The 18,909-nt window shown below is 60.6% G+C and carries 19 protein-coding genes; 5 read left to right on the top strand and 14 right to left on the bottom strand.

What is annotated here, in order from left to right:
• Nucleotides 1-89: 89 nt before the first annotated feature.
• The 4 genes from ntrC to VOI22_RS06130 form a co-directional block, all read right to left on the bottom strand.
• Nucleotides 90-1,532, bottom strand: coding sequence for a nitrogen regulation protein NR(I) (ntrC, locus tag VOI22_RS06115; protein WP_323795670.1), 1,443 nt, complete (start codon nt 1,530-1,532; stop codon nt 90-92).
• Nucleotides 1,533-1,534: 2 nt separating this feature from the next.
• Nucleotides 1,535-2,665 carry a two-component system sensor histidine kinase NtrB gene (locus tag VOI22_RS06120; protein ID WP_323795671.1) on the bottom strand — a complete coding sequence of 377 codons (1,131 nt, stop codon included), beginning with the start codon at nt 2,663-2,665 and terminating at the stop codon, nt 1,535-1,537.
• Nucleotides 2,662-3,657 carry a tRNA dihydrouridine synthase DusB gene (dusB, locus tag VOI22_RS06125; RefSeq protein ID WP_323795672.1) on the bottom strand — a complete coding sequence of 332 codons (996 nt, stop codon included), beginning with the start codon at nt 3,655-3,657 and terminating at the stop codon, nt 2,662-2,664. Before dusB ends, VOI22_RS06120 begins: the two co-directional genes overlap by 4 nt.
• Nucleotides 3,658-3,764: 107 nt before the next feature.
• Nucleotides 3,765-4,559 carry a cytochrome C assembly family protein gene (locus tag VOI22_RS06130; RefSeq protein WP_323795673.1) on the bottom strand — a complete coding sequence of 265 codons (795 nt, stop codon included), beginning with the start codon at nt 4,557-4,559 and terminating at the stop codon, nt 3,765-3,767.
• 62 nt (nt 4,560-4,621) lie between these two features.
• On the opposite strand from VOI22_RS06130, the gene VOI22_RS06135 reads away from it, so the two are divergent.
• The 3 genes from VOI22_RS06135 to VOI22_RS06145 are packed head-to-tail and all read left to right on the top strand — an operon-like array spanning nt 4,622 to nt 6,781.
• A complete protein-coding gene (locus tag VOI22_RS06135; protein WP_323795674.1) occupies nt 4,622-5,794 on the top strand; it encodes a bifunctional 2-C-methyl-D-erythritol 4-phosphate cytidylyltransferase/2-C-methyl-D-erythritol 2,4-cyclodiphosphate synthase in 1,173 nt (390 codons plus the stop codon).
• Complete coding sequence (locus VOI22_RS06140; protein ID WP_323795675.1) at nt 5,791-6,267, top strand: phosphatidylglycerophosphatase A; 477 nt, start codon at nt 5,791-5,793, stop codon at nt 6,265-6,267. The genes VOI22_RS06135 and VOI22_RS06140 overlap by 4 nt, the downstream gene beginning before the upstream one ends.
• Before the next feature lie 13 nt (nt 6,268-6,280).
• Nucleotides 6,281-6,781 (top strand): CinA family protein, encoded by a 501-nt coding sequence (locus tag VOI22_RS06145; protein ID WP_323795676.1) that lies wholly within the window; start codon nt 6,281-6,283, stop codon nt 6,779-6,781.
• On the opposite strand, the gene VOI22_RS06150 is transcribed toward VOI22_RS06145, so the two are convergent.
• Nucleotides 6,778-7,938, bottom strand: coding sequence for a trans-sulfuration enzyme family protein (locus tag VOI22_RS06150; RefSeq protein WP_323795677.1), 1,161 nt, complete (start codon nt 7,936-7,938; stop codon nt 6,778-6,780). The two genes, VOI22_RS06145 and VOI22_RS06150, sit on opposite strands and share 4 nt — an antisense overlap.
• 94 nt (nt 7,939-8,032) lie before the next feature.
• Between VOI22_RS06150 and VOI22_RS06155 the strand changes: the two genes are divergently transcribed.
• Nucleotides 8,033-8,962 carry a LysR substrate-binding domain-containing protein gene (locus VOI22_RS06155; RefSeq protein WP_323795678.1) on the top strand — a complete coding sequence of 310 codons (930 nt, stop codon included), beginning with the start codon at nt 8,033-8,035 and terminating at the stop codon, nt 8,960-8,962.
• 107 nt (nt 8,963-9,069) lie between these two features.
• Here VOI22_RS06155 and VOI22_RS06160 read toward each other — a convergent pair whose 3' ends face one another.
• From VOI22_RS06160 to eno, 9 genes are all read right to left on the bottom strand, one after another.
• Nucleotides 9,070-9,507, bottom strand: a complete 438-nt coding sequence (locus tag VOI22_RS06160) for a type II toxin-antitoxin system RatA family toxin (protein ID WP_323795679.1) — start codon at nt 9,505-9,507, stop codon at nt 9,070-9,072.
• An 18-nt stretch (nt 9,508-9,525) separates the two neighbouring features.
• Nucleotides 9,526-10,554, bottom strand: a complete 1,029-nt coding sequence (gene lipA / locus VOI22_RS06165; RefSeq protein WP_323795680.1) for a lipoyl synthase — start codon at nt 10,552-10,554, stop codon at nt 9,526-9,528.
• Nucleotides 10,551-10,814 carry a hypothetical protein gene (locus tag VOI22_RS06170; protein WP_323795681.1) on the bottom strand — a complete coding sequence of 88 codons (264 nt, stop codon included), beginning with the start codon at nt 10,812-10,814 and terminating at the stop codon, nt 10,551-10,553. The genes lipA and VOI22_RS06170 overlap by 4 nt, the downstream gene beginning before the upstream one ends.
• Nucleotides 10,815-10,861: 47 nt before the next feature.
• Nucleotides 10,862-12,259, bottom strand: coding sequence for a dihydrolipoyl dehydrogenase (gene lpdA, locus VOI22_RS06175; RefSeq protein WP_323795682.1), 1,398 nt, complete (start codon nt 12,257-12,259; stop codon nt 10,862-10,864).
• A 99-nt stretch (nt 12,260-12,358) separates the two neighbouring features.
• Nucleotides 12,359-13,678, bottom strand: coding sequence for a pyruvate dehydrogenase complex dihydrolipoamide acetyltransferase (locus tag VOI22_RS06180; protein ID WP_323795683.1), 1,320 nt, complete (start codon nt 13,676-13,678; stop codon nt 12,359-12,361).
• Nucleotides 13,679-13,690: 12 nt separating this feature from the next.
• Complete coding sequence (locus VOI22_RS06185; RefSeq protein WP_323795684.1) at nt 13,691-15,073, bottom strand: pyruvate dehydrogenase complex E1 component subunit beta; 1,383 nt, start codon at nt 15,071-15,073, stop codon at nt 13,691-13,693.
• 55 nt (nt 15,074-15,128) lie between these two features.
• Nucleotides 15,129-16,172 carry a pyruvate dehydrogenase (acetyl-transferring) E1 component subunit alpha gene (pdhA, locus tag VOI22_RS06190; protein WP_323795685.1) on the bottom strand — a complete coding sequence of 348 codons (1,044 nt, stop codon included), beginning with the start codon at nt 16,170-16,172 and terminating at the stop codon, nt 15,129-15,131.
• Nucleotides 16,173-16,318: 146 nt separating this feature from the next.
• Complete coding sequence (locus tag VOI22_RS06195) at nt 16,319-16,735, bottom strand: FtsB family cell division protein (RefSeq protein ID WP_323795686.1); 417 nt, start codon at nt 16,733-16,735, stop codon at nt 16,319-16,321.
• 163 nt (nt 16,736-16,898) lie between these two features.
• Nucleotides 16,899-18,185, bottom strand: a complete 1,287-nt coding sequence (eno, locus tag VOI22_RS06200) for a phosphopyruvate hydratase (protein WP_323795687.1) — start codon at nt 18,183-18,185, stop codon at nt 16,899-16,901.
• Between the two features lie 166 nt (nt 18,186-18,351).
• Between eno and VOI22_RS06205 the strand changes: the two genes are divergently transcribed.
• Nucleotides 18,352-18,825, top strand: coding sequence for a cupin domain-containing protein (locus VOI22_RS06205; RefSeq protein ID WP_323795688.1), 474 nt, complete (start codon nt 18,352-18,354; stop codon nt 18,823-18,825).
• The last annotated feature ends 84 nt before the right edge of the window (nt 18,826-18,909 follow it).

Consider the following 18,909-nt stretch of genomic DNA (forward strand, 5'->3'; position numbering starts at 1 on the left):
ATAAAGGACAGATCGCGAAATTACTTCTAGCCTAACCGGCCTTCGCACGCACGCTTCGGATCAGCTTACGTTAATCCACGAGCGGGACGTTAACGCGCGCCACGGACAACGGGTATTCCAAGGTCCCGGATCTTCTTGCGCAGAGTATTGCGGTTGACACCGAGCATTGAGGCGGCTTTCAGCTGGTTTCCCTTGGTTGCATCGAGAGACAGCATGATCAGAGGGCGCTCAACCTCGCGCAGGATACGGTCGTGCAGACCGACCGGCGGTAAATTGTCGCCATGAGCTGCGAAATAGGCCCGCAAGTGCCGTTCGACCGCATCGGAAAGATTCTCGCTCTTGTCGGAGGCTTCCTCGCCCGCAGCCGCAGGACTGTCCAGCAGTTCTTCGTCAATGGCCGCAGAGCCAATCACCTCTTCCGAATAGAGAGCGACCAAGCGCTTCACCAGATTTTCCAGCTCGCGAATGTTTCCCGGCCAGTTATAGGCCGTCAGGCGCTGCATGGCGGCGCCATCGATGCTTTTTTCCGGCAGCCCTTCCTTCTGGGCCAGCGCCAGGAAATGCCGGACGAGATCGGGAATATCTTCCTTGCGCTCACGCAGCGGAGGCAAGCGGATGGGAACAACGTTAAGTCTGTAAAACAGATCTTCGCGGAACATGCCCTGGCGGATGAGCTGCCGCAAATCACGGTGCGTAGCAGCCACGATGCGGACATCCACCTGGATGGCTGAGCGGCCACCAACGCTGGTGTACTCGCCTTCTTGCAGAACGCGCAAAAGACGGGTCTGCGCCTCGATCGGCATATCGCCGATTTCATCAAGGAAAAGCGTCCCGCCACGAGCCTGTTCAAACCGGCCGCTGGACCGGGCGGTCGCACCGGTAAAGGCGCCCTTCTCGTGCCCGAACAGCTCACTTTCGATCAGCTCCCGCGGGATCGCCGCCATGTTTACCGCAACGAACGGACCGTTTCGGCGCTTGCCATAGTCATGCAGTGCGCGAGCGACCAGCTCCTTGCCGGTTCCCGACTCGCCAGCGATCATTACGGTCAGGTCCGTTGCCATCAAACGGGCCAGAACCCTGTAGATTTCCTGCATCGCCGAGGAACGGCCGATGAGTGGCAATTCCTCTTCGGAAATCTCCGCCTGCTTCGGCACACGGCTCTCCGAGCGCGCCATCAATGCCTTGCGCACGACCTGCACCAGTTCGGCCAGATCGAAGGGTTTCGGCAGATATTCAAACGCCCCGCGCTCGCTCGCCTTCACCGCGGTCAGCAAGGTGTTCTGGGCGCTCATGACGATCACGCGCAAGTCCGGGCGAACCTTGCGGATCCGGGTCAGAAGATCGAGACCGTTCTCGTCCGGCATCACCACATCGGTGATCACCAGATCCCCTTCTCCACGCTCGACCCACTGCCACAACGTGGCGGCGTTGCCCGTCGAGCGGACATCCATGCCGATCCGGGTCAGGGCCTGCGTCAATACAGTACGGATCGCCTGATCATCATCGGCGATCAGGATAGAAGCATTGTCCATTGTCATGCCCGTATAGAGGCCTGTGAAGTATCGGCGATTGGAAGTGAGATCCTGAACTCAGTACGCCTCGGCACAGAATCGACCTCGATCACGCCGCCATGATCCGCGACCGCCTTGGCCACGAAGGCAAGTCCGAGCCCGGACCCGTTGCGTTTTGATGTCACAAAAGGATCGAAGATTGTCGCCTTCATATCATCGGGAATGCCGGGTCCATTGTCACGGATCGTCACCTGAAGCGGAAGATTCACCCTCTGCGAAGAGCCCGGCACGGAAATCCGCATGCCATGACGATAGGCGGTCGAAAGATGAATTTCTCCGTCCCCGTCCATGTCACCAAGGGCTTCGGAGGCATTCTTCAGCAGATTGAGGAAGATCTGAACCAGGATATCCCGGTTACCCAGAACCGGCGGCAAGGATGGATCATACCGCTCATGGTATTTCACCCGGCTGCCAAAGCCGGTTTCCGCAATACGCTGGCAGTGATCCAGCACTTCGTGAATGTTCACCGGACTGCGCTCGATCGGACGATCGTCCGAGAACACCTCCATGCGGTCGACCAGGCTGCAAATCCTGTCCGTCTCGTCGCAAATCAGCTTGGTCAACGGCAGGTCGGCCTCGACCGCGTTCTGTTCCAACAATTGCGCGGCGCCTTTGATGCCAGACAGCGGGTTCTTCACCTCATGCGCCAGCATCGCTGCCATGGCCGTCACGGAACGCGCCGCACCCTTGAAATTGAATTGCCGATAGAGCTGATTGGCGATGGAGCGCATCTGCAGTGACACGATGACAGCCCCAGCCCGGTCAGTTACCGGGGAGACCTGCACACTGACGATGTGCGAGCCGATACGTGGGCCTTCCAGGATCAGGTCATAGTCGAACAGGACCGAGGATTGCCGCCGGGATTGGCCGATCATGCTGAAAACCGGGCTATCGAATGGCAGCAGATCCGAAAGCTTCGTGCCTTGCAGAACCGACGCGCTTCCCTGCAGGAAATGCTCGGCCGCCATGTTCACATAAACGATGCGGTCGCTCTCATCGAGACCGATTACCGGCGTCGGGACCGCGTGCAGTACACTGGCTGGATCAAGCCTTACGGATGTCGACCTGGCAGCTGTTTCAGCGGTCAAGCTCATGCTGCCCGCCGCTCCTGATCGGCCCCGTCACGGAAGAAGGCCAGAATCGCATCCTCGACGATCTGACGGTCCATGGTGTTGTTGACCGTCTTCCGGAACTCGGCCGATCCGGGGATGCCGCTGGCATACCAGCCGATATGTTTCCGGGCCATCCTGAGGCCAAGCGCGGCACCATAATGCGACAACATATCATCGACATGGCGGCGCATTATCTGCCCGCGTTCCGCAAATGAAGGGTCCGCCGGAACCGATCGGCCGGCTATGTGTGCCGCCACCTGGGCGGGGAACCACGGCCGGCCATAGGCACCGCGTCCGATCATCACCCCATCCGCGCCCGATTGAGCGAGGCATGTATCGACGTCGTCCAGCGTCGCGATATCGCCATTGGCCACAACAGGCAGAGAGACCGCGCTCTTGACCTCGCGGATAAAGTCCCAGTCCGCATGTCCATTATACATCTGGCAGCGGGTCCGGCCGTGGATAGTCAAAAGCTGGATGCCGGCCTCTTCCGCGATCCGGGCAAGACGCGGCGCGTTCCGATCGCTGTCATCCCAGCCCGTGCGCATCTTCAGCGTTACCGGAACCGGCACGGCCTTGACGACCGCCTCCATGATCTGGCCCGCCAGAGTCTCGTCACGCATCAACGCGGAGCCGGCGAGCTTGTTGACCACCTTTTTTGCTGGGCATCCCATATTGATATCGATGATCTCGGCGCCGCGATCGACATTGATTTTAGCCGCTTCCGCCATGATCTCCGGATCCCAGCCCGCGAGCTGCACCGCCAGCGGGCGTTCTGCATCCATGTCATCCGGGATCTTGAACATTTCCTCGCGCACATCGCGCAGAACGGCAGCACTGGCGATCATCTCGGAGACCACAAGCCCACAGCCGAATTCCCGCACCAGGCGGCGGAACGGCCTATCCGTCACCCCGGACATTGGGGCGAGGAACACCGGGCTCTCGAGAGCCGTTGGGCCGATCTTGATGGTCATAAACTATGCACCCGCGCTTCATTGCCCATGAATTAAGCAACTGCACGCAAAATTGTCAAAACGGTATTTTTGTTTGTCGATAAAATGACGATCGACCCGGTTTTGGTTCAACTCAAGACTTCGGCCACGAACTTCACTCCGGGATAGGCCAGCGTCAGCAGAAGATAGGCAACGAGCACCAGACGCGACACTGTCCGGCCGCGCATGCCGAACCGGCTGTTTATGAGCCAGAGAACGGCCAGAATGGCCAGCGTTACAAGCGACAATACGGTCTTGTGGTCAAACTCGAGCACGTGACCTGTGAGATAGTTCTGCAGCGCGACCCCGGTTGCCAGGCCACAAAGCAGAACGATCACCGCAGCCCCGAGAAGCTGGCTTTGCAGCTTTTCGGAATCCGCAACGGAAGGCAGGGCTGGCGCGATCCCCGACGCGCTCCGCTTCAGCTTGAGAGCACGTTCCTTGACAAAAATCGCCAGCCCCGTGATCGCCGCCAGCGTCAGCAGGGCATAGGTGGCCAATGCCACGGCGATATGGGCCGAAAACCAGGTGCCCGGCAGCCCTTCGTTCAGCACGACATGCGGCGCCGCACCGGCGATTGTCGCGATAAGCGTCAGCAGGAAAAGATACGGCACCAGCAGAACGGTCAGCCCGCGCGCTTCCTGCCGGAGCCAGCAGAGCGGCAGATAGATCAGCAGGCTGGCGCAAACAGCCAGCCAGAGCGCCATGGCAAGATCCGAACGCCACGCCGTGCCGACCGACACGACCACGAATAGCAACGGTCCGGCGGCAGCCACGAAAAGCAGGCACCAGAAAAGACCGCCTGTCCGCTGCCGCGAGCGAAGCGAGAACAGACCGACCGGAACCAGGGCCAGCAAGGCTGACATATTCAAGAGCAAAGACATTGGCATAACCTCACTATATCATGCGCGGCGCTCCGAAGTGCCAGAGCAAATTGAGGTGATTTGTGCCCCGGTCAAAGACCGCTCTCCTGATCGTCGCCGCCGGGCGTGGTACCCGGCTCGGCAGCGAAACTCCCAAGCAGTACCTGAAGGTCGGCGGAATGCCTGTCCTGCGCCATGCGGTGCTGCGCTTCCGCGCGCATCCGGCGATCGGGACCATCCGCGTGGTCATCGATCCGGATCATCGTGATCTCTACGAGCAGGCCGTCGCCGGGATCGACCTGCCGCCGCCGGTCGAGGGCGGAGCAGAGCGGAGCCAGTCCGTCCTGAACGGTCTCCGCGCGTTGACCGATGAGGCACCGGACCTGGTGCTTATCCACGATGCCGCCCGGCCATTCGTTCAGACTGCCGTGATCGACAGGGTTCTGTCAGCGCTGGAGCAGGCGCCCGGCGCCATCCCCGCCCTGCCCGTGGCTGACACACTGAAACAGGCGACCGGGCTCAATTCAGCGATTACCGGCACGGTGGACCGAAGCAGCCTCTTCCGCGCGCAGACACCACAGGGTTTCCATTACCAGCCCCTGCTCCATGCCCACGAGGAAGCGTCATCCCATACAACGGATGATGCCGCGCTCCTTGAAGCGCGCTGCCTGGAAGTCCGCCTTGTTGAAGGTGCCGAATCCCTTTTTAAGATAACCACGGAGGCCGACCTGATGCGGGCCGAAAGCATGATGGCGTCACAAATGGAGCCGCGTGTTGGCACGGGGTTCGACGTTCACCGGCTCGGCCCCGGCGAGGCAATCACACTCTGCGGCATCGAAATCGCACATGACCGCACGCTGATCGGCCATTCCGACGCGGATGTCGGTCTGCATGCCATCACAGATGCCCTACTCGGCGCCATTGCCGATGGCGATATCGGCAGCCATTTCCCGCCAAGCGATCCGCAATGGAAAGGCGCTGCATCGGACCAGTTCCTCATGCATGCCCGCGATCTCGTCCTGAAACGCGGCGGGCGTATCACCCATATCGACGTCACTTTGATCTGCGAGCAGCCCAAAATCGGCCCGCATCGTTCGGCCATGCGCCGGAGGATCGCGGAAATCATGGAGCTGCCGGAAAGCAGGATCAGCGTTAAAGCCACGACGTCGGAGAGGCTCGGCTTTACCGGGCGTGGCGAAGGTATCGCCGCACAGGCTGCAGCTACGGTGCTGCTGCCGGCGGAGACCGACGAATGACCGTGGCTGGGCCGCTCCCCCTATTTCACCCGGTACGGCTTGCCGCGACTTTCTTCTGGAGCGGGCATGCGCCTTTCGCGCCGGGCACCTGGGGCTCCCTCGCGGCCCTGCCCTTCGCCTGGCTCTTCCTCTGGCTCGGCGGCTGGCAGCTGCTACTGGTGGCTGTCGTTGTCGCAACGCTCGTCGGCTTTTGGTCCGCCGGCCGCTATGCCGAGTCCCTTGGATCTGAAGATCCCGGTGCCGTCGTCATCGACGAAGTGGCCGGTCAGTGGCTTGCGCTGCTGCCAGCCGCCCTCGACCCGGTCAGTTTCGTCATCGGATTCGCAGCCTTTCGGCTCTTCGATATCACGAAGCCTTTTCCCGCCGGCTGGGCTGACAAGAAGCTGACCGGCGCACCCGGCATCATGTTGGACGACTTGTTCGCCGGGGTTTACGCGGCACTGGTCATTCTCGCCGCCCAGCATTTCCTCTGATTGGGGCCTGAATATGGATAATTTCGACGAAGAGATCCGCAACCTGTCGACATCTGTTCTGGAACGCTGCCGGGCTCTCGGCTGGAAAGCGGGAACGGCGGAAAGCTGCACAGGAGGCTTGATCGCCGGGGCACTGACCGAGATCGCTGGATCGTCAGATGTCGTGGACAGGGGCTTCGTCACTTACTCGAACGAAGCAAAAATGCAGATGCTCGGCGTTCCCGCTGAAACCCTAGCGGCCCATGGCGCCGTTTCGGAACAGACCGCTCGCGCTATGGCATTGGGCGCACTCGCCAATTCGGAAGCAACTGTGACCGTCGCCGTCACCGGCGTTGCCGGCCCCGGTGGCGGATCGGCCGAAAAACCGGTCGGCCTCGTTCATTTCGCCGCCGCAACACCCACAGGCATCGTAGCCGATCACCGGATCTTCGACGGCGACAGAGGGGCAGTCCGTCACCAAACGGTGCTGCACGCCCTCAAAATGATGCTCTCCCGCACGGAAGCGGCCAGCTAGGCCAGCACGGACAGAAACGCCTCGATGTCGGAATCCAGTTCTTCCGGAGCTTCCAGACCGACGCTGAAGCGCAGGAACAGATCCTCTCCGGCAACCTTCCCGACACTGCGGCTGTGCCCGATGGACATCGGGGCAACCAGGCTGCGCGTTCCGCCCCAGGATGCGCCGATGGCGAAGGTCTTCAATACTCCGAGCGCGTCGTCGAGTTTTGCCGAAGCACCATCGGCCAAAATCACAGTGAACACACCGGCGGCTCCGGCGAAATCCCGCAACCAGATGGCATGCCCCGGACTGCTTTCCAGCGGAGGCCAGAGAATACCGACCACGGCCGGATGGCTTTGCAGGCGATTGATGAGCCGCTTCGCACCTTCGGCTGCATGATTGAAACGCAGTGACATGGTTTCCATGCCGCGCATGACCAGAGCCGCATCATCCGGCGAGACACCAATCCCAATGCGCCCCATGTAGTCCCGCACATCCAGCGCGACCTCATCGCTGGCGAAGGACATCGCCCCCATCAGCAGATCCGAATGGCCCGACGCATATTTCGTCAGCGCCTCGGTCACGATATCCACGCCGAGAGCGATCGGCTTGCAGCCCAAGGACGTTGCCCAGGTATTGTCGCACCCAACCAGTGCCCCGGCTTTGTGAGCTATCTCGGCAATCGCCGGAAGATCCTGCACCTCCAGCGTCGTGGAGCCGGGCGACTCGCACCAGACCAACCGCGTTTCAGGCCGGATACGCCCGGCCAAATCGTCAAGCGAGGTTGGATCGAAATACTCGGGCTCGATCCCTGATCGCGTCATATCCATGTCCGCAAGGGAGCGCATGGCGGGATATGAGGTATCCGCAATCAGCACATGATCGCCCGCCGAAAGCAGGGCCATCGCCGCAACCGCGTTCGCAGCCTGCCCCGACGGCACCAGAAGCGTTCTCGCCGCCCCGGCAAGCCCGTTCAGCTTCGCCTCAAGCTGCCGCGTGGTCGGAGTACCATAGAGACCGTAGGAATACCCGTCCGGGCCACGCTCGCTACGCGCCGCATAGTCAGCCGCGTCCTTGAAAACGATTGTCGAGGCACGATGGACCGCTGGGGCCAGGGATCGGTACCCGGCCTCGTTGACATCGGGTGTCACAACGCATCTTGTCTGGTCTTTCATCGGAAACTCCATCTGCCGCTAACCAGACGGTAGACGGAGTCTATCTATCAAAAAAATACATATTTAAGGCGAGTTAATATACTTTGGTTATGCAATGCTGAAAAATCCTTTGAATTTAAGGCAGGTGGAGATCTTTCACGCTGTCATGGTCAACGGAACGACCCAACGCGCCGCCGAGGTGCTGCATATCTCACAGCCCGGTATCAGCAAGGCGATCCAGGAGCTGGAACGGCAGCTCGGCTTCGCGCTTTTTCACCGGACCCGGCGGCGTCTGGTGCCCACAGCGGAAGCCCACTTCTATTTCCGCGAGGTCGAGGAATCCTTTGCCGCCCTCTCCCGCTTGCGGAGCGCCGCCGCCCGCATCCGCGATTTCGGCTCCGGGGAAATCCGCATTGCGACGCTTTCGGCCCTCAGTACCAATATCGTGCCCCGCGCGCTGGTCCGGTTTCGCAAACGCCATCCGGACGTGTCGATCACGCTGCAGACGCACATGTCCTCGACCGTGAAGGAGCTCGTGGCCGCCGGTCAGTTCGATCTGGGGCTAGCCGCCGATGAGATCGACGTTTCCGGCGTTGAAGCACAAACACTCTCCACCTTTCGCGGGGCCATTGCCCTGCCCGACGGTCACCCCCTGTGCCGCAAGGCGAACCTCGAGGCACTGGACCTGAACGACCAGGACTTTATCGCTTTGTCGCCTGAAGATACGACGCGTCAGGATCTGGAGCGGGTGCTGGACAGCGCCGGAAGCCGGGTCAAGACCGTGCTTGAAACGCCCTTTGCCAATACCATCTGCGCCATGGTCCAGGCGGGGATGGGTATCGGCTTCATCAACCCGATCTGTGCCGAGCCGTTTCTGGGCAAAGGCGTTTTCTTGCGGCCCTTCGTGCCATCACTGGAATTCCGCACTCTGCTCGTGCGGCCTCCGGCCATTCCGCCGTCACAGATCGTCCGGGACTGTATCGACGCCTTCAGGGAAGAGATTCTCGCGACCAGTGAAAACAGCGCGCTTGATGAAGGTTCCTGAGCGCGCAGCACTAGGTCATAACGGAATCAGAACAAGAAACCCGTTTTTCAGTTAAATAACTATAATTTTAGTTTAATTATACTTTTCAAACGACTGCATGCTCACCCTCACTTGGGCCCATACAGCTCATGCGCCCGAGCTTCGAACGCGCCGACCATCCGACGGACAGCTTCGTTGAAGAAAACCTCGATGATCTTCTGCAGCATTTTCGAGCGGAATTCGAAATCCACATAGAAATCGATCATGCAGCCTTCGGGGTGCGGCTCGAAGACCCAGTGGTTGTTGAGATACTTGAACGGACCGTCGGTATATTCGACATCAATCCGGTTCTGCTCAGGACTGAGGGTCACCGTCGAGGTGAAACGCTCCCGGATCAGCTTGTAGCCGATCACCAGATCCGCGACGATACGGTTACCGTCGCGTTTGCGTATCCGCGCGCCAACGCACCACGGAAGAAACTCCGGGTAACGCTGAATATCCGCGATGAGGTCGAAAAGCTGCTCCGGGGTAAAAGGAACAACCCGCTGTTCTGCATGGGTAGGCATCAATCGGCTTATATCACGTCATTTGGACGCGGATACTGCCATTTCAGCAAGATCTGTCAGCGACAAATCGGCACGCACCCTCCCCCGGTCGCCGATAAGGCGCCGGTCACGCTCCGCACGCATCCGGGCGAAATCCTCATCCGCATGATAGGAGGAGCGCGTGAGCGGAGATGAAGCAACCATCAGAAAGCCCTTGCCGTAGGCCGTTTTCTTGTAGGCCTCGAACTCGTCCGGCGTGGCGAAACGGTCAATCACCGCGTGTTTCGGGGTCGGCTGCAGATACTGGCCGAGAGTGATGAAGTCGACATCGGCAGAGCGCATGTCGTCCATCACCTGATACATCTCTTCTTTCGTCTCCCCCAAACCAACCATAAGGCCGGACTTGGTGAAAATCGTCGGGTCGAGCTCTTTCGCCCGATCCAGGATCTTGAGGGAATGGAAATAGCGGGCGCCGGGACGGATCGTGGGATAGAGTCGCGGCACGGTTTCCAGATTGTGATTGAACACGTCCGGTCGGGCATCGACGACGATCTCCAATGCGCCATCCTTGCGCATGAAGTCCGGCGTCAGCACCTCGATAGTGGTCTCCGGCGACATCAGGCGGATCTTGCGGATCACCTGGGCGAAATGGCCTGCCCCTCCGTCGTCCAGATCGTCCCGGTCGACCGAGGTGATGACAACATGGCGCAGGCCGAGCTTGGCAACGGCTTCCGCCACCTCGTCCGGCTCATGCGGGTCAAGCTTGTCCGGTCGCCCCGTGGCGACGTTGCAGAAGGCGCAGGCGCGGGTGCAGACCGACCCGAGGATCATCATCGTTGCGTGCTTCTTGGACCAGCACTCGCCGATATTCGGGCAGGCCGCTTCCTCGCACACGGTGACAAGCTTGTGGTCGCGCATGAGCTGCCGGGTCTCGAGATAGACCTTCGAGGTCGGCGCCTTGACCCTGATCCAGGACGGCTTCCGCTTCACCTGATTATCGGGGCGATGCGCTTTTTCCGGATGGCGTGCGGCGCCGATACGCGGCGCTTTTTCTTGGCTTTCGCTCATTGCAGCTCTCTTTCCCGCGACCAGAGCACCTGCTCGATCGTGACGCGGTCGAAATAGTCGTCGGCGGAGATGACCTCTTCGGCGGTTTCGATGACCGCGTCTGCCTTCTTCCGGTGCTTTCCGCTGTCCGGACCGTCGAGCGGAAAGTTTACCTTGATGACAAGCTCCTGCGAGATATCACCCTCGTTTTCCGCACTGCTCCGCACCAGAATGGCCGTTACGCCTTCCAGTGCCTTGATCCGTTTCAGGTCCAGATCCATCAAGTCATACCCGCATTGTGCAAGACCGATACGCGGCCGCAATCATTCTAGAAGTGGACCGCACGCCCATAAGCGTCAAGGACCGACTCGTGCATCATCTCGCTCAGGGTTGGATGCGGGAACACCGTATGCATCAGATCGACCTCTGTGGTCTCCAGCGTTTTGGCCACGCTGTAGCCCTGGATCAGCTCGGTCACTTCCGCGCCGATCATATGCGCACCGAGCAACTCCCCAGTCTTGGCGTCGAACACGGTTTTCACAAGACCTTCCGGCTCACCAAGGGCAATCGCCTTGCCGTTGCCCATGAACGGGAAACGGCCGACTTTCAGCTCATACCCAGCCGCTTTCGCGGCTGCCTCGGTCAGACCGACACTGGCGACCTGAGGCTGGCAATAGGTGCAGCCCGGAATGCGTTTCACGTCGAGCGGATGCACATCTTTCAGACCGGCGATCTTCTCGATGCAAATAACCCCTTCGTGGCTCGCCTTGTGGGCCAGCCAGGGTGCTCCGGCAATATCGCCGATGGCATAGACGCCCGGCTCACCGGTGCGGCACCACTCGTCGATCACAACATGGGTGCGGTCGACCTTCACCTTCGTGCCTTCAAGGCCGAGATCCTCGACATTGCCGACGATACCGACAGCAGAGATCACCCGATCGAACGTCTGCTCGGTGGATTTGCCGCCCTTCTCGATGGTCGCCACGACTTCCTTGGCGCCGCGCTTGAGGCCTTTCACCGTGGCCCCGGTCATGATCTTCATGCCCTTCTTCTCGAAGGCCTTGTGAGCCAAGCCTGAGATCTCGGCATCCTCGACAGGAAGCACCCGATCCATCACCTCAACGACTGTAACGTCAGCCCCGAGACTATTGAAGAAGCTGGCAAATTCAATTCCGATAGCACCGGATCCGATAACCAGAAGCCGCTTCGGCATGGTGTCCGCGACCAGCGCGTGCTTGTAGTTCCAGACCAGCTTTCCGTCCGCTTCGAGGCCCGGCAGATCGCGGGCACGGGCGCCGGTGGCGAGTATGATGTGCTTCGCTGAAAGGGTCTGCTTCTTGCCCTTCTCGTCGATCTCGACCTTGCCAGGGCCGGCGAGCTTGGCCGCCGCCATAAAGACCGTGACCTTGTTCTTCTTCAGCAGGTGCCCGACGCCCTGATTGAGCTGCTTGGCAACCCCGCGGGAGCGCTGGACCACCTTGCCGAGGTCGAATCCGATATTGCCGGCGCTCAGGCCGAAGCTCTCGGCATGCTTCATGTGGTCGAAGATCTCGGCGGAGCGCAGCAGCGCTTTGGTCGGAATACAGCCCCAGTTGAGGCAGATGCCGCCAAGATGCTCGCGCTCGACCAGCGCCGTCTTCATGCCGAGCTGGGCAGCGCGGATCGCGGATACATAACCGCCCGGCCCGCCGCCGATGACTAGGATATCGAACTGGGTGTCAGCCATAACTTCCTCCGGATCGAAGCCGGTGCCCATTGGACCTGTCCGGCTCCGGATATTGGAAACGCCTGAGATGGAACGGGCGGCTCTCCGCCGCCCGGGCCCTCAGAGCAGCATGGTCAGCGGATCTTCGATCAGCTTCTTGAAGGCAGCCAGGAACTCGGCCCCGACCGCACCGTCAACAACCCGGTGGTCGACCGAGAGCGTGCAGCTCATGACCGTGGCAACAGCCAGCGCGCCGTCCTTCACAACCGCGCGCTGTTCGCCGGCACCGATGGCCAGGATCGCGCCTTGCGGCGGGTTGATCACGGCACAGAAATCCTTGATCCCGAACATGCCGAGATTGGAAATCGAGAAGGTGCCGCCCTGGTATTCCTCGGGCATCAGCTTGCCGTCGCGGGCACGGGAGGCGAGATCCTTCATTTCCCTGGCAATATCGAGAGCGCCCTTGTTCTGCGCATCGCGAATAACCGGGGTGATCAGTCCGCCCTCGATGGCAACAGCAACCGAGATATCGACGGATTTGAAGATCCGGATCGCTTCGTCGGTCCAGCTTGCATTGGCGGCCGGCACCTTCTTCAGAGCCTGCGCGGACGCCTTGATGACAAGATCGTTCACCGAGACCTTTTCGCCGTCGAGCTTGGCGTTCAGTTCCTTACGCACGTTCAACAGGGCATCGATCTCGCAATCGACAGTCAGATAGAAATGCGGGGCGAACTGCTTGGACTCGGTCAGACGCTTGGCGATGACCTTGCGCATGGTGGTGTTCGGGATCTCGTCGAACGCCGGCAAGCCGGGAACGTCCGGGCTTGGAGCTGAACCGAGAGACGGTGCCGGAGCCTGTGCAGCCGCTGCCGGTGCAGGGGCAGCGGCCGGAGCAGCCTTCCCGGTTCCGCCAGCAATGGCGTCCTCGATATCGTGCTTCACGATCCGGCCACTAGGGCCGGAGCCCGTGATCTGGCCAAGGTCGAGCCCTGCCTGCTCCGCCATACGGCGGGCCAGCGGGCTGGCGAAGACACGCTCACCGGACGCGGCAGCCGCCGGGGCTGGAGCAGGTTTCGGTGCCGGAGCGGCGGGCGCAGGAGCCGTTGCCGCCGGAGCCGGTTCCGGCTTGGCTTCCGCCTTCGGAGCCGGACCACCACTACCGGCGACGGCGTCCATGTCGACGCTGCCGGCATCTTCGCCGTCTTCAAGGATCACGGCGATCGGCGCATTCACGGCAACATTGTCGGTGCCGGCGGCAACGATGATTTTGCCGAGAACGCCTTCGTCGACAGCCTCGACTTCCATGGTTGCCTTGTCGGTTTCGATCTCCGCGATCACGTCACCGGCGGAAATCTTGTCGCCCTCGGCCACCAGCCAGGTGGCGAGCTTGCCCTCTGTCATTGTCGGCGACAGGGCTGGCATCAGAACGGATATGGCCATTACGTCTCTCCCTTAGCCGCGATAACAGACGGATTTTACCGCCTCGACGATGTTCTCCACCTGCGGCAGAGCCAGTTGTTCCAGATTGGCTGCGTACGGCATGGGAACATCTTCACCCGCGACACGCGCTACCGGTGCATCGAGATGATCGAAAGCCTGATCCATCACCTGCGCGGCAATCTCGGCACCAATGCCACAAGCAGCCCAGCCTTCCTCGCAGGTTACGAGACGGTTGGTCTTCTGCACCGACGCGACAATTGTTGCTGTATCGAGCGGGCGAATGGTGCGCAGGTCGATGACCTCGGCGCTGATACCCTGCTCAGCCAGCTTCTCGGCAGCCTGCAGTGCCTTGCCGACCATGATGGAGAACGCCGTGATGGTCACGTCCGTGCCTTCGCGGACGATCTTGGCCTTGCCGATCGGAACCGTGAAGTCCTCGCTCACCGGTACGTCGAAGGACTGGCCGTAAAGGACTTCGTTTTCGAGGAAGATCACCGGGTTCGGGTCGCGGATGGCGGATTTCAGAAGCCCCTTGGCGTCAGCCGCAGAATAGGGAGAGACCACCTTCAGACCCGGGCAATGCGCGTACCAGCTGGCATAGCACTGGGAGTGCTGCGCGCCGACACGTGCGGCGGCGCCGTTCGGGCCGCGGAACACCATGTGGCACCCCATCTGGCCGCCGGACATGTAGCGCGTCTTCGCTGCCGAGTTGATGATGTGGTCGATGGCCTGCATGGCGAAGTTGAATGTCATGAACTCGACAACCGGCTTCAGGCCGCCGAAGGCCGCACCGACGGCAAGCCCCGCAAAACCATGCTCGGTGATTGGTGTGTCAATCACCCGCTTGTCGCCGAACTCCTGCAGCAGGCCCTGGGTCACCTTGTAGGCACCCTGATATTCCGCGACCTCTTCGCCCATGACGAAAACCTTGTCGTCACCGCGCATTTCCTCTGCCATGGCATCGCGCAATGCCTCGCGGATGGTCTGGGTCTTCACTTCGTCGAAATACTTGTCCTCGTCGCTTGCCGGCACCACAGCGACGGGAGCAACCGGTGCAGCAGATGCCGGTGCAGGCTCGGCAGCCGGTGCTTCGGCGGCGACAGGAGCCGGCGCCGGCGCGGCGGACGCGCTGTCGACGGCGCTTGCGTCTTCGCCCTCTTCCAGCAGCACAGCAATCGGTGTGTTCACCGCCACGGCATCGGTCCCGGCGGGAACCAGGATCTTGCCGATGACGCCTTCGTCCACGGCTTCCACTTCCATGGTCGCCTTGTCGGTTTCGATTTCGGCAATCACGTCACCGGCGGCAACGCTGTCCCCTTCCTTGACCATCCAGGTGGCAAGCTTGCCCTCGGTCATGGTCGGCGACAGGGCCGGCATCAGGATTTGTACGCTCATTCGCTTTTCCTCCCGCGGCGCCGCGCAGCAACCTGCGCGGGCAGCACGCGCTTACTCAGGCTTCGACCAGGATGTCCGTGAAGAGTTCGGAAGGATCCGGCTCCGGGCTCGACTGGGCAAAATCGGCGGCGTCGGTGACGATCGCCTTGATTTCGCGGTCGATGCCTTTCAGCTCTTCTTCCGCGACCCCGATTTCCAGCAGCGTTGCCCGCAGCTGATCAATCGGGTCGTGCTCCTGACGCATCTTGTTGACCTCGTCCTTGGTCCGGTATTTCGCCGGATCGGACATGGAATGGCCGCGATAGCGATAGGTCTTCATTTCCAGGATGTACGGTCCCTTGCCGGAACGGCAGTGCTTGACCGCCTTCTCCGCCGCTTCCTGCACGGCGACAACGTCCATGCCGTCAACTTCCGCCCCCGGAATGCCGTAGGCCGCGCCGCGCTGGTAGAGCGAAACACCGGCTGCCGCCCGGGTCACCGAGGTACCCATGGCGTATTTGTTGTTCTCGATGATGAAGATAACCGGCAGCTTCCAGAGCGCGGCCATGTTGAAGGTCTCGTAGACCTGCCCCTGGTTCAAAGCGCCATCGCCGAGATAGGTCAGGCTGACCTGGTCGGTGCCGTTATATTTGTTTGCGAAGGCGAGCCCGGCTCCGATCGGCACCTGCGCCCCGACGATGCCGTGGCCGCCGTAAAAGTCCTTCTCGCGGCTGAACATGTGCATCGAGCCGCCCTTGCCCTTGGAATAGCCGCCGATCCGGCCGGTCAACTCGGCCATGACACCGCGCGCTTCCATTCCGCAGGCCAGCATGTGCCCGTGGTCACGATAGCTTGTCAGCACCTTGTCGCCCTTGCCGATGGCGGACTGCATACCGACAACAACAGCTTCCTGGCCAATATAGAGATGGCAGAAGCCGCCGATCAGCCCCATCCCGTACATCTGCCCAGCCTTTTCCTCGAACCGGCGGATCAGCAGCATGTCGCGATAAAACGGCAGCAGCTCCGCAGCATTGTTCTTCGGTGGCTTTGCAGGTCGGGATTTACGAGTCCGTGTGGGTGCGCTGCGGCTTGCGCCGGCAGCTGACTTCGCTTGAGCCATCTCTCTCCCTTTCAACCGGAACAAGGCGCCTGTGATCGCTGACGCCTCATAAAATGTAAGAAGAGAAGTAATGCAATTTACCTAGATTTTCAATAGAGTTAACTTATTGAAAAATAAGAGTTATCCTATATTTAACCTGATTTCGGCTAATTGTCGCCTGAAGCCGTTGAAATTGCGCGTATTTTCGGAAATTGCTGCACTGCATCAATAACTTGCTGCATTGCACCAACGGAATTTGGCGCCTCTGTGGCCGACATCCCGGAGATCACGAAATCGTCCTGATCCAGGTAGTTCAGAACCCGGCGGGCCTGCTCTGTCAGCAGGTCACGATCGATGCTGTCCGGGTGCAGCATGGCGACCTTCTTTTCCAGCGACTCACGCTTGCCCTTGAGCACGGCAAGCTTGGCCTCCGCGATCTCGATTTTACTGTCGAGCGCACGCCAGGCATGAATGCCACGGTCGCCCTCAACGGAATGGAAAACGAAATAACCAAGGAGCAGGCAGCCGATAACCGGGCCAACCACATGCCGTGCGCGCCGCTTGATCTCGAATGCGAGGGTCATGACCTGTCTCCAATGGATCCGAGTGAATCACTCGCGAATCGGACGGTCAACGTGAACGAAATGAGAACCTTAGATTTAAGGTTCCCAATCAGAACAATATGTTGCCAAAAGGACTCACCCGGAGGCGATCAAGTCGCCCCCGGATTGAATTGTCACGCGAAATCTATCGGGCGCGTGGGCCGAGAGCTGCGCGGCCTGCATAGCGGGCCGCGCGGCCAAGATCTTCCTCGATCCGGATCAGCTGGTTGTACTTCGCCATCCGGTCGGAACGGGAGAGCGAACCGGTCTTGATCTGGCCCGCATTCACGGCAACCGCAAGATCAGCGATGGTTGAATCCTCGGTCTCGCCAGAGCGGTGAGACATGACCGTGGTATAACCGGCCTTGTGCGCCGTCTCGCAGGTCTCCAGGGTTTCGCTCAGGGTGCCAATCTGGTTCACCTTCACCAGAATGGAATTGGCGGCGCCCATGGCGATCCCCTCGCGCAAACGCGCCGGGTTGGTCACGAACAGGTCGTCGCCGACGATCTGGACCTTGCCTCCGATACGATCGGTAAGGGCCTTGAAGCCGTCCCAGTCATCCTCGGACAACGCATCCTCGATGGAAACGATCGGGAAACGGGCGCAGAGATCCTCGTAGAGATCGATCATGCCGCCGGCATCCAGCGTCTTGCCCTGCCCGGCCAGCAGATACTTGCCGTCCTTGAAGAATTCCGTCGAGGCAGGATCGAGCGCGATGGCAACGTCGTCACCCGGCTTGTAACCCGCCGCTTCGATTGCGGACATGACGAAACCGAGAGCTTCTTCCTCGCTCTTCAGGTTCGGCGCGAAGCCACCCTCGTCCCCGACATTGGTGCTGTGACCGGCCTCGGAGAGCTTCTTCTTCAGCGCGTGGAACACTTCCGCACCGACGCGCACACTATCGGCCAGCGTCTCGGCGGAGACTGGCATGATCATGAATTCCTGGAAGTCGATCGGGTTATCCGCATGTGCGCCGCCATTGATGATGTTCATCATCGGCGTCGGCAACAGATGGGCGAAGGCCCCCCCGATATAGCGGTAGAGCGGCATCTCGTGATCGGCGGCAGCGGCCTTGGCGACGGCCAGGCTGACGCCCAGCATCGCATTGGCGCCCAGACGCTCTTTCTTGTCCGTACCATCGAGATCGATCATTGTCCGGTCGATCTCGATCTGATCGCTCGCATCCATATCGTAGAGCGCGTCGAAGATCTCGCCATTCACCGCGTCGACGGCCTGCAGCACACCCTTGCCGCCATACCGCCCGGCATCCTGATCGCGCAGCTCCAAGGCCTCATAGGCGCCTGTGGAGGCACCTGAGGGCACGGCGGCGCGGCCCATGGCACCTGTCTCGAGGGTCACATCGACCTCGACGGTCGGGTTACCGCGGCTGTCGAGAATCTCACGACCGGTGATATCGACGATGGCGCTCATGGGTTCGTTCTCCAGAATGACGATGATCGGATCTGAAATCGCCGGAAAACCCGGCGGGAAGAGGCATACTCGGCGCGGCGGAAGGTTGCAATGCCGTCGCGGTGATTTTGTGTGAGGACAAGTCTCTTCTATGATCCTGTTAACCAATAAGGCAGGAGAGAGAATAATGAACAAACCGACGAAACCGGCTTTCGATCCGATGGATGTCCCGGCACGGATCGGCAGCAGCTATCCTCCACAGTTTCAGAATGGCAGCGAGAAGCGCGAGAAGCGGCAACTCGGGGAATTCGGCGGGCTGGTCAATTTCGGTGTCAACCTGACAACCGTGCCCCCGGGACAGGGGTCCGCCCTGCGTCATTGGCACACCATGCAGGACGAGTTCGTCTTCATCGTCTCCGGCGAGCTGACTCTGATCACCGATGCGGGCGATCAGGTTCTGACGCCCGGCATGTGCGCCGCTTTCCCGAAGAACAGCCCCGACGCGCATTGTCTGGTGAACCGGACCGATGCGCCGGCCAGCTATCTCGAGATCGGAGACCGGACACCCGGCGACCAGGTGGCCTATCCGGGGCTAGATCTCCGGGTTGACTGGGTTGACGGTGACCATCAATTCCAGCGGAAAGACGGCACGCCGTATTGAGGATCTGTTGACTTGAGCGCGTCTCTCGGTATTTTCCACGAACGGGTTAGGGGATGCCCGCCGCTCGCGGCTCTGCCACGGTGA

The sequence above is a fragment of the Nisaea sp. genome (assembly GCF_034670185.1).
Classification (GTDB): Bacteria; Pseudomonadota; Alphaproteobacteria; order Thalassobaculales; family Thalassobaculaceae; genus Nisaea.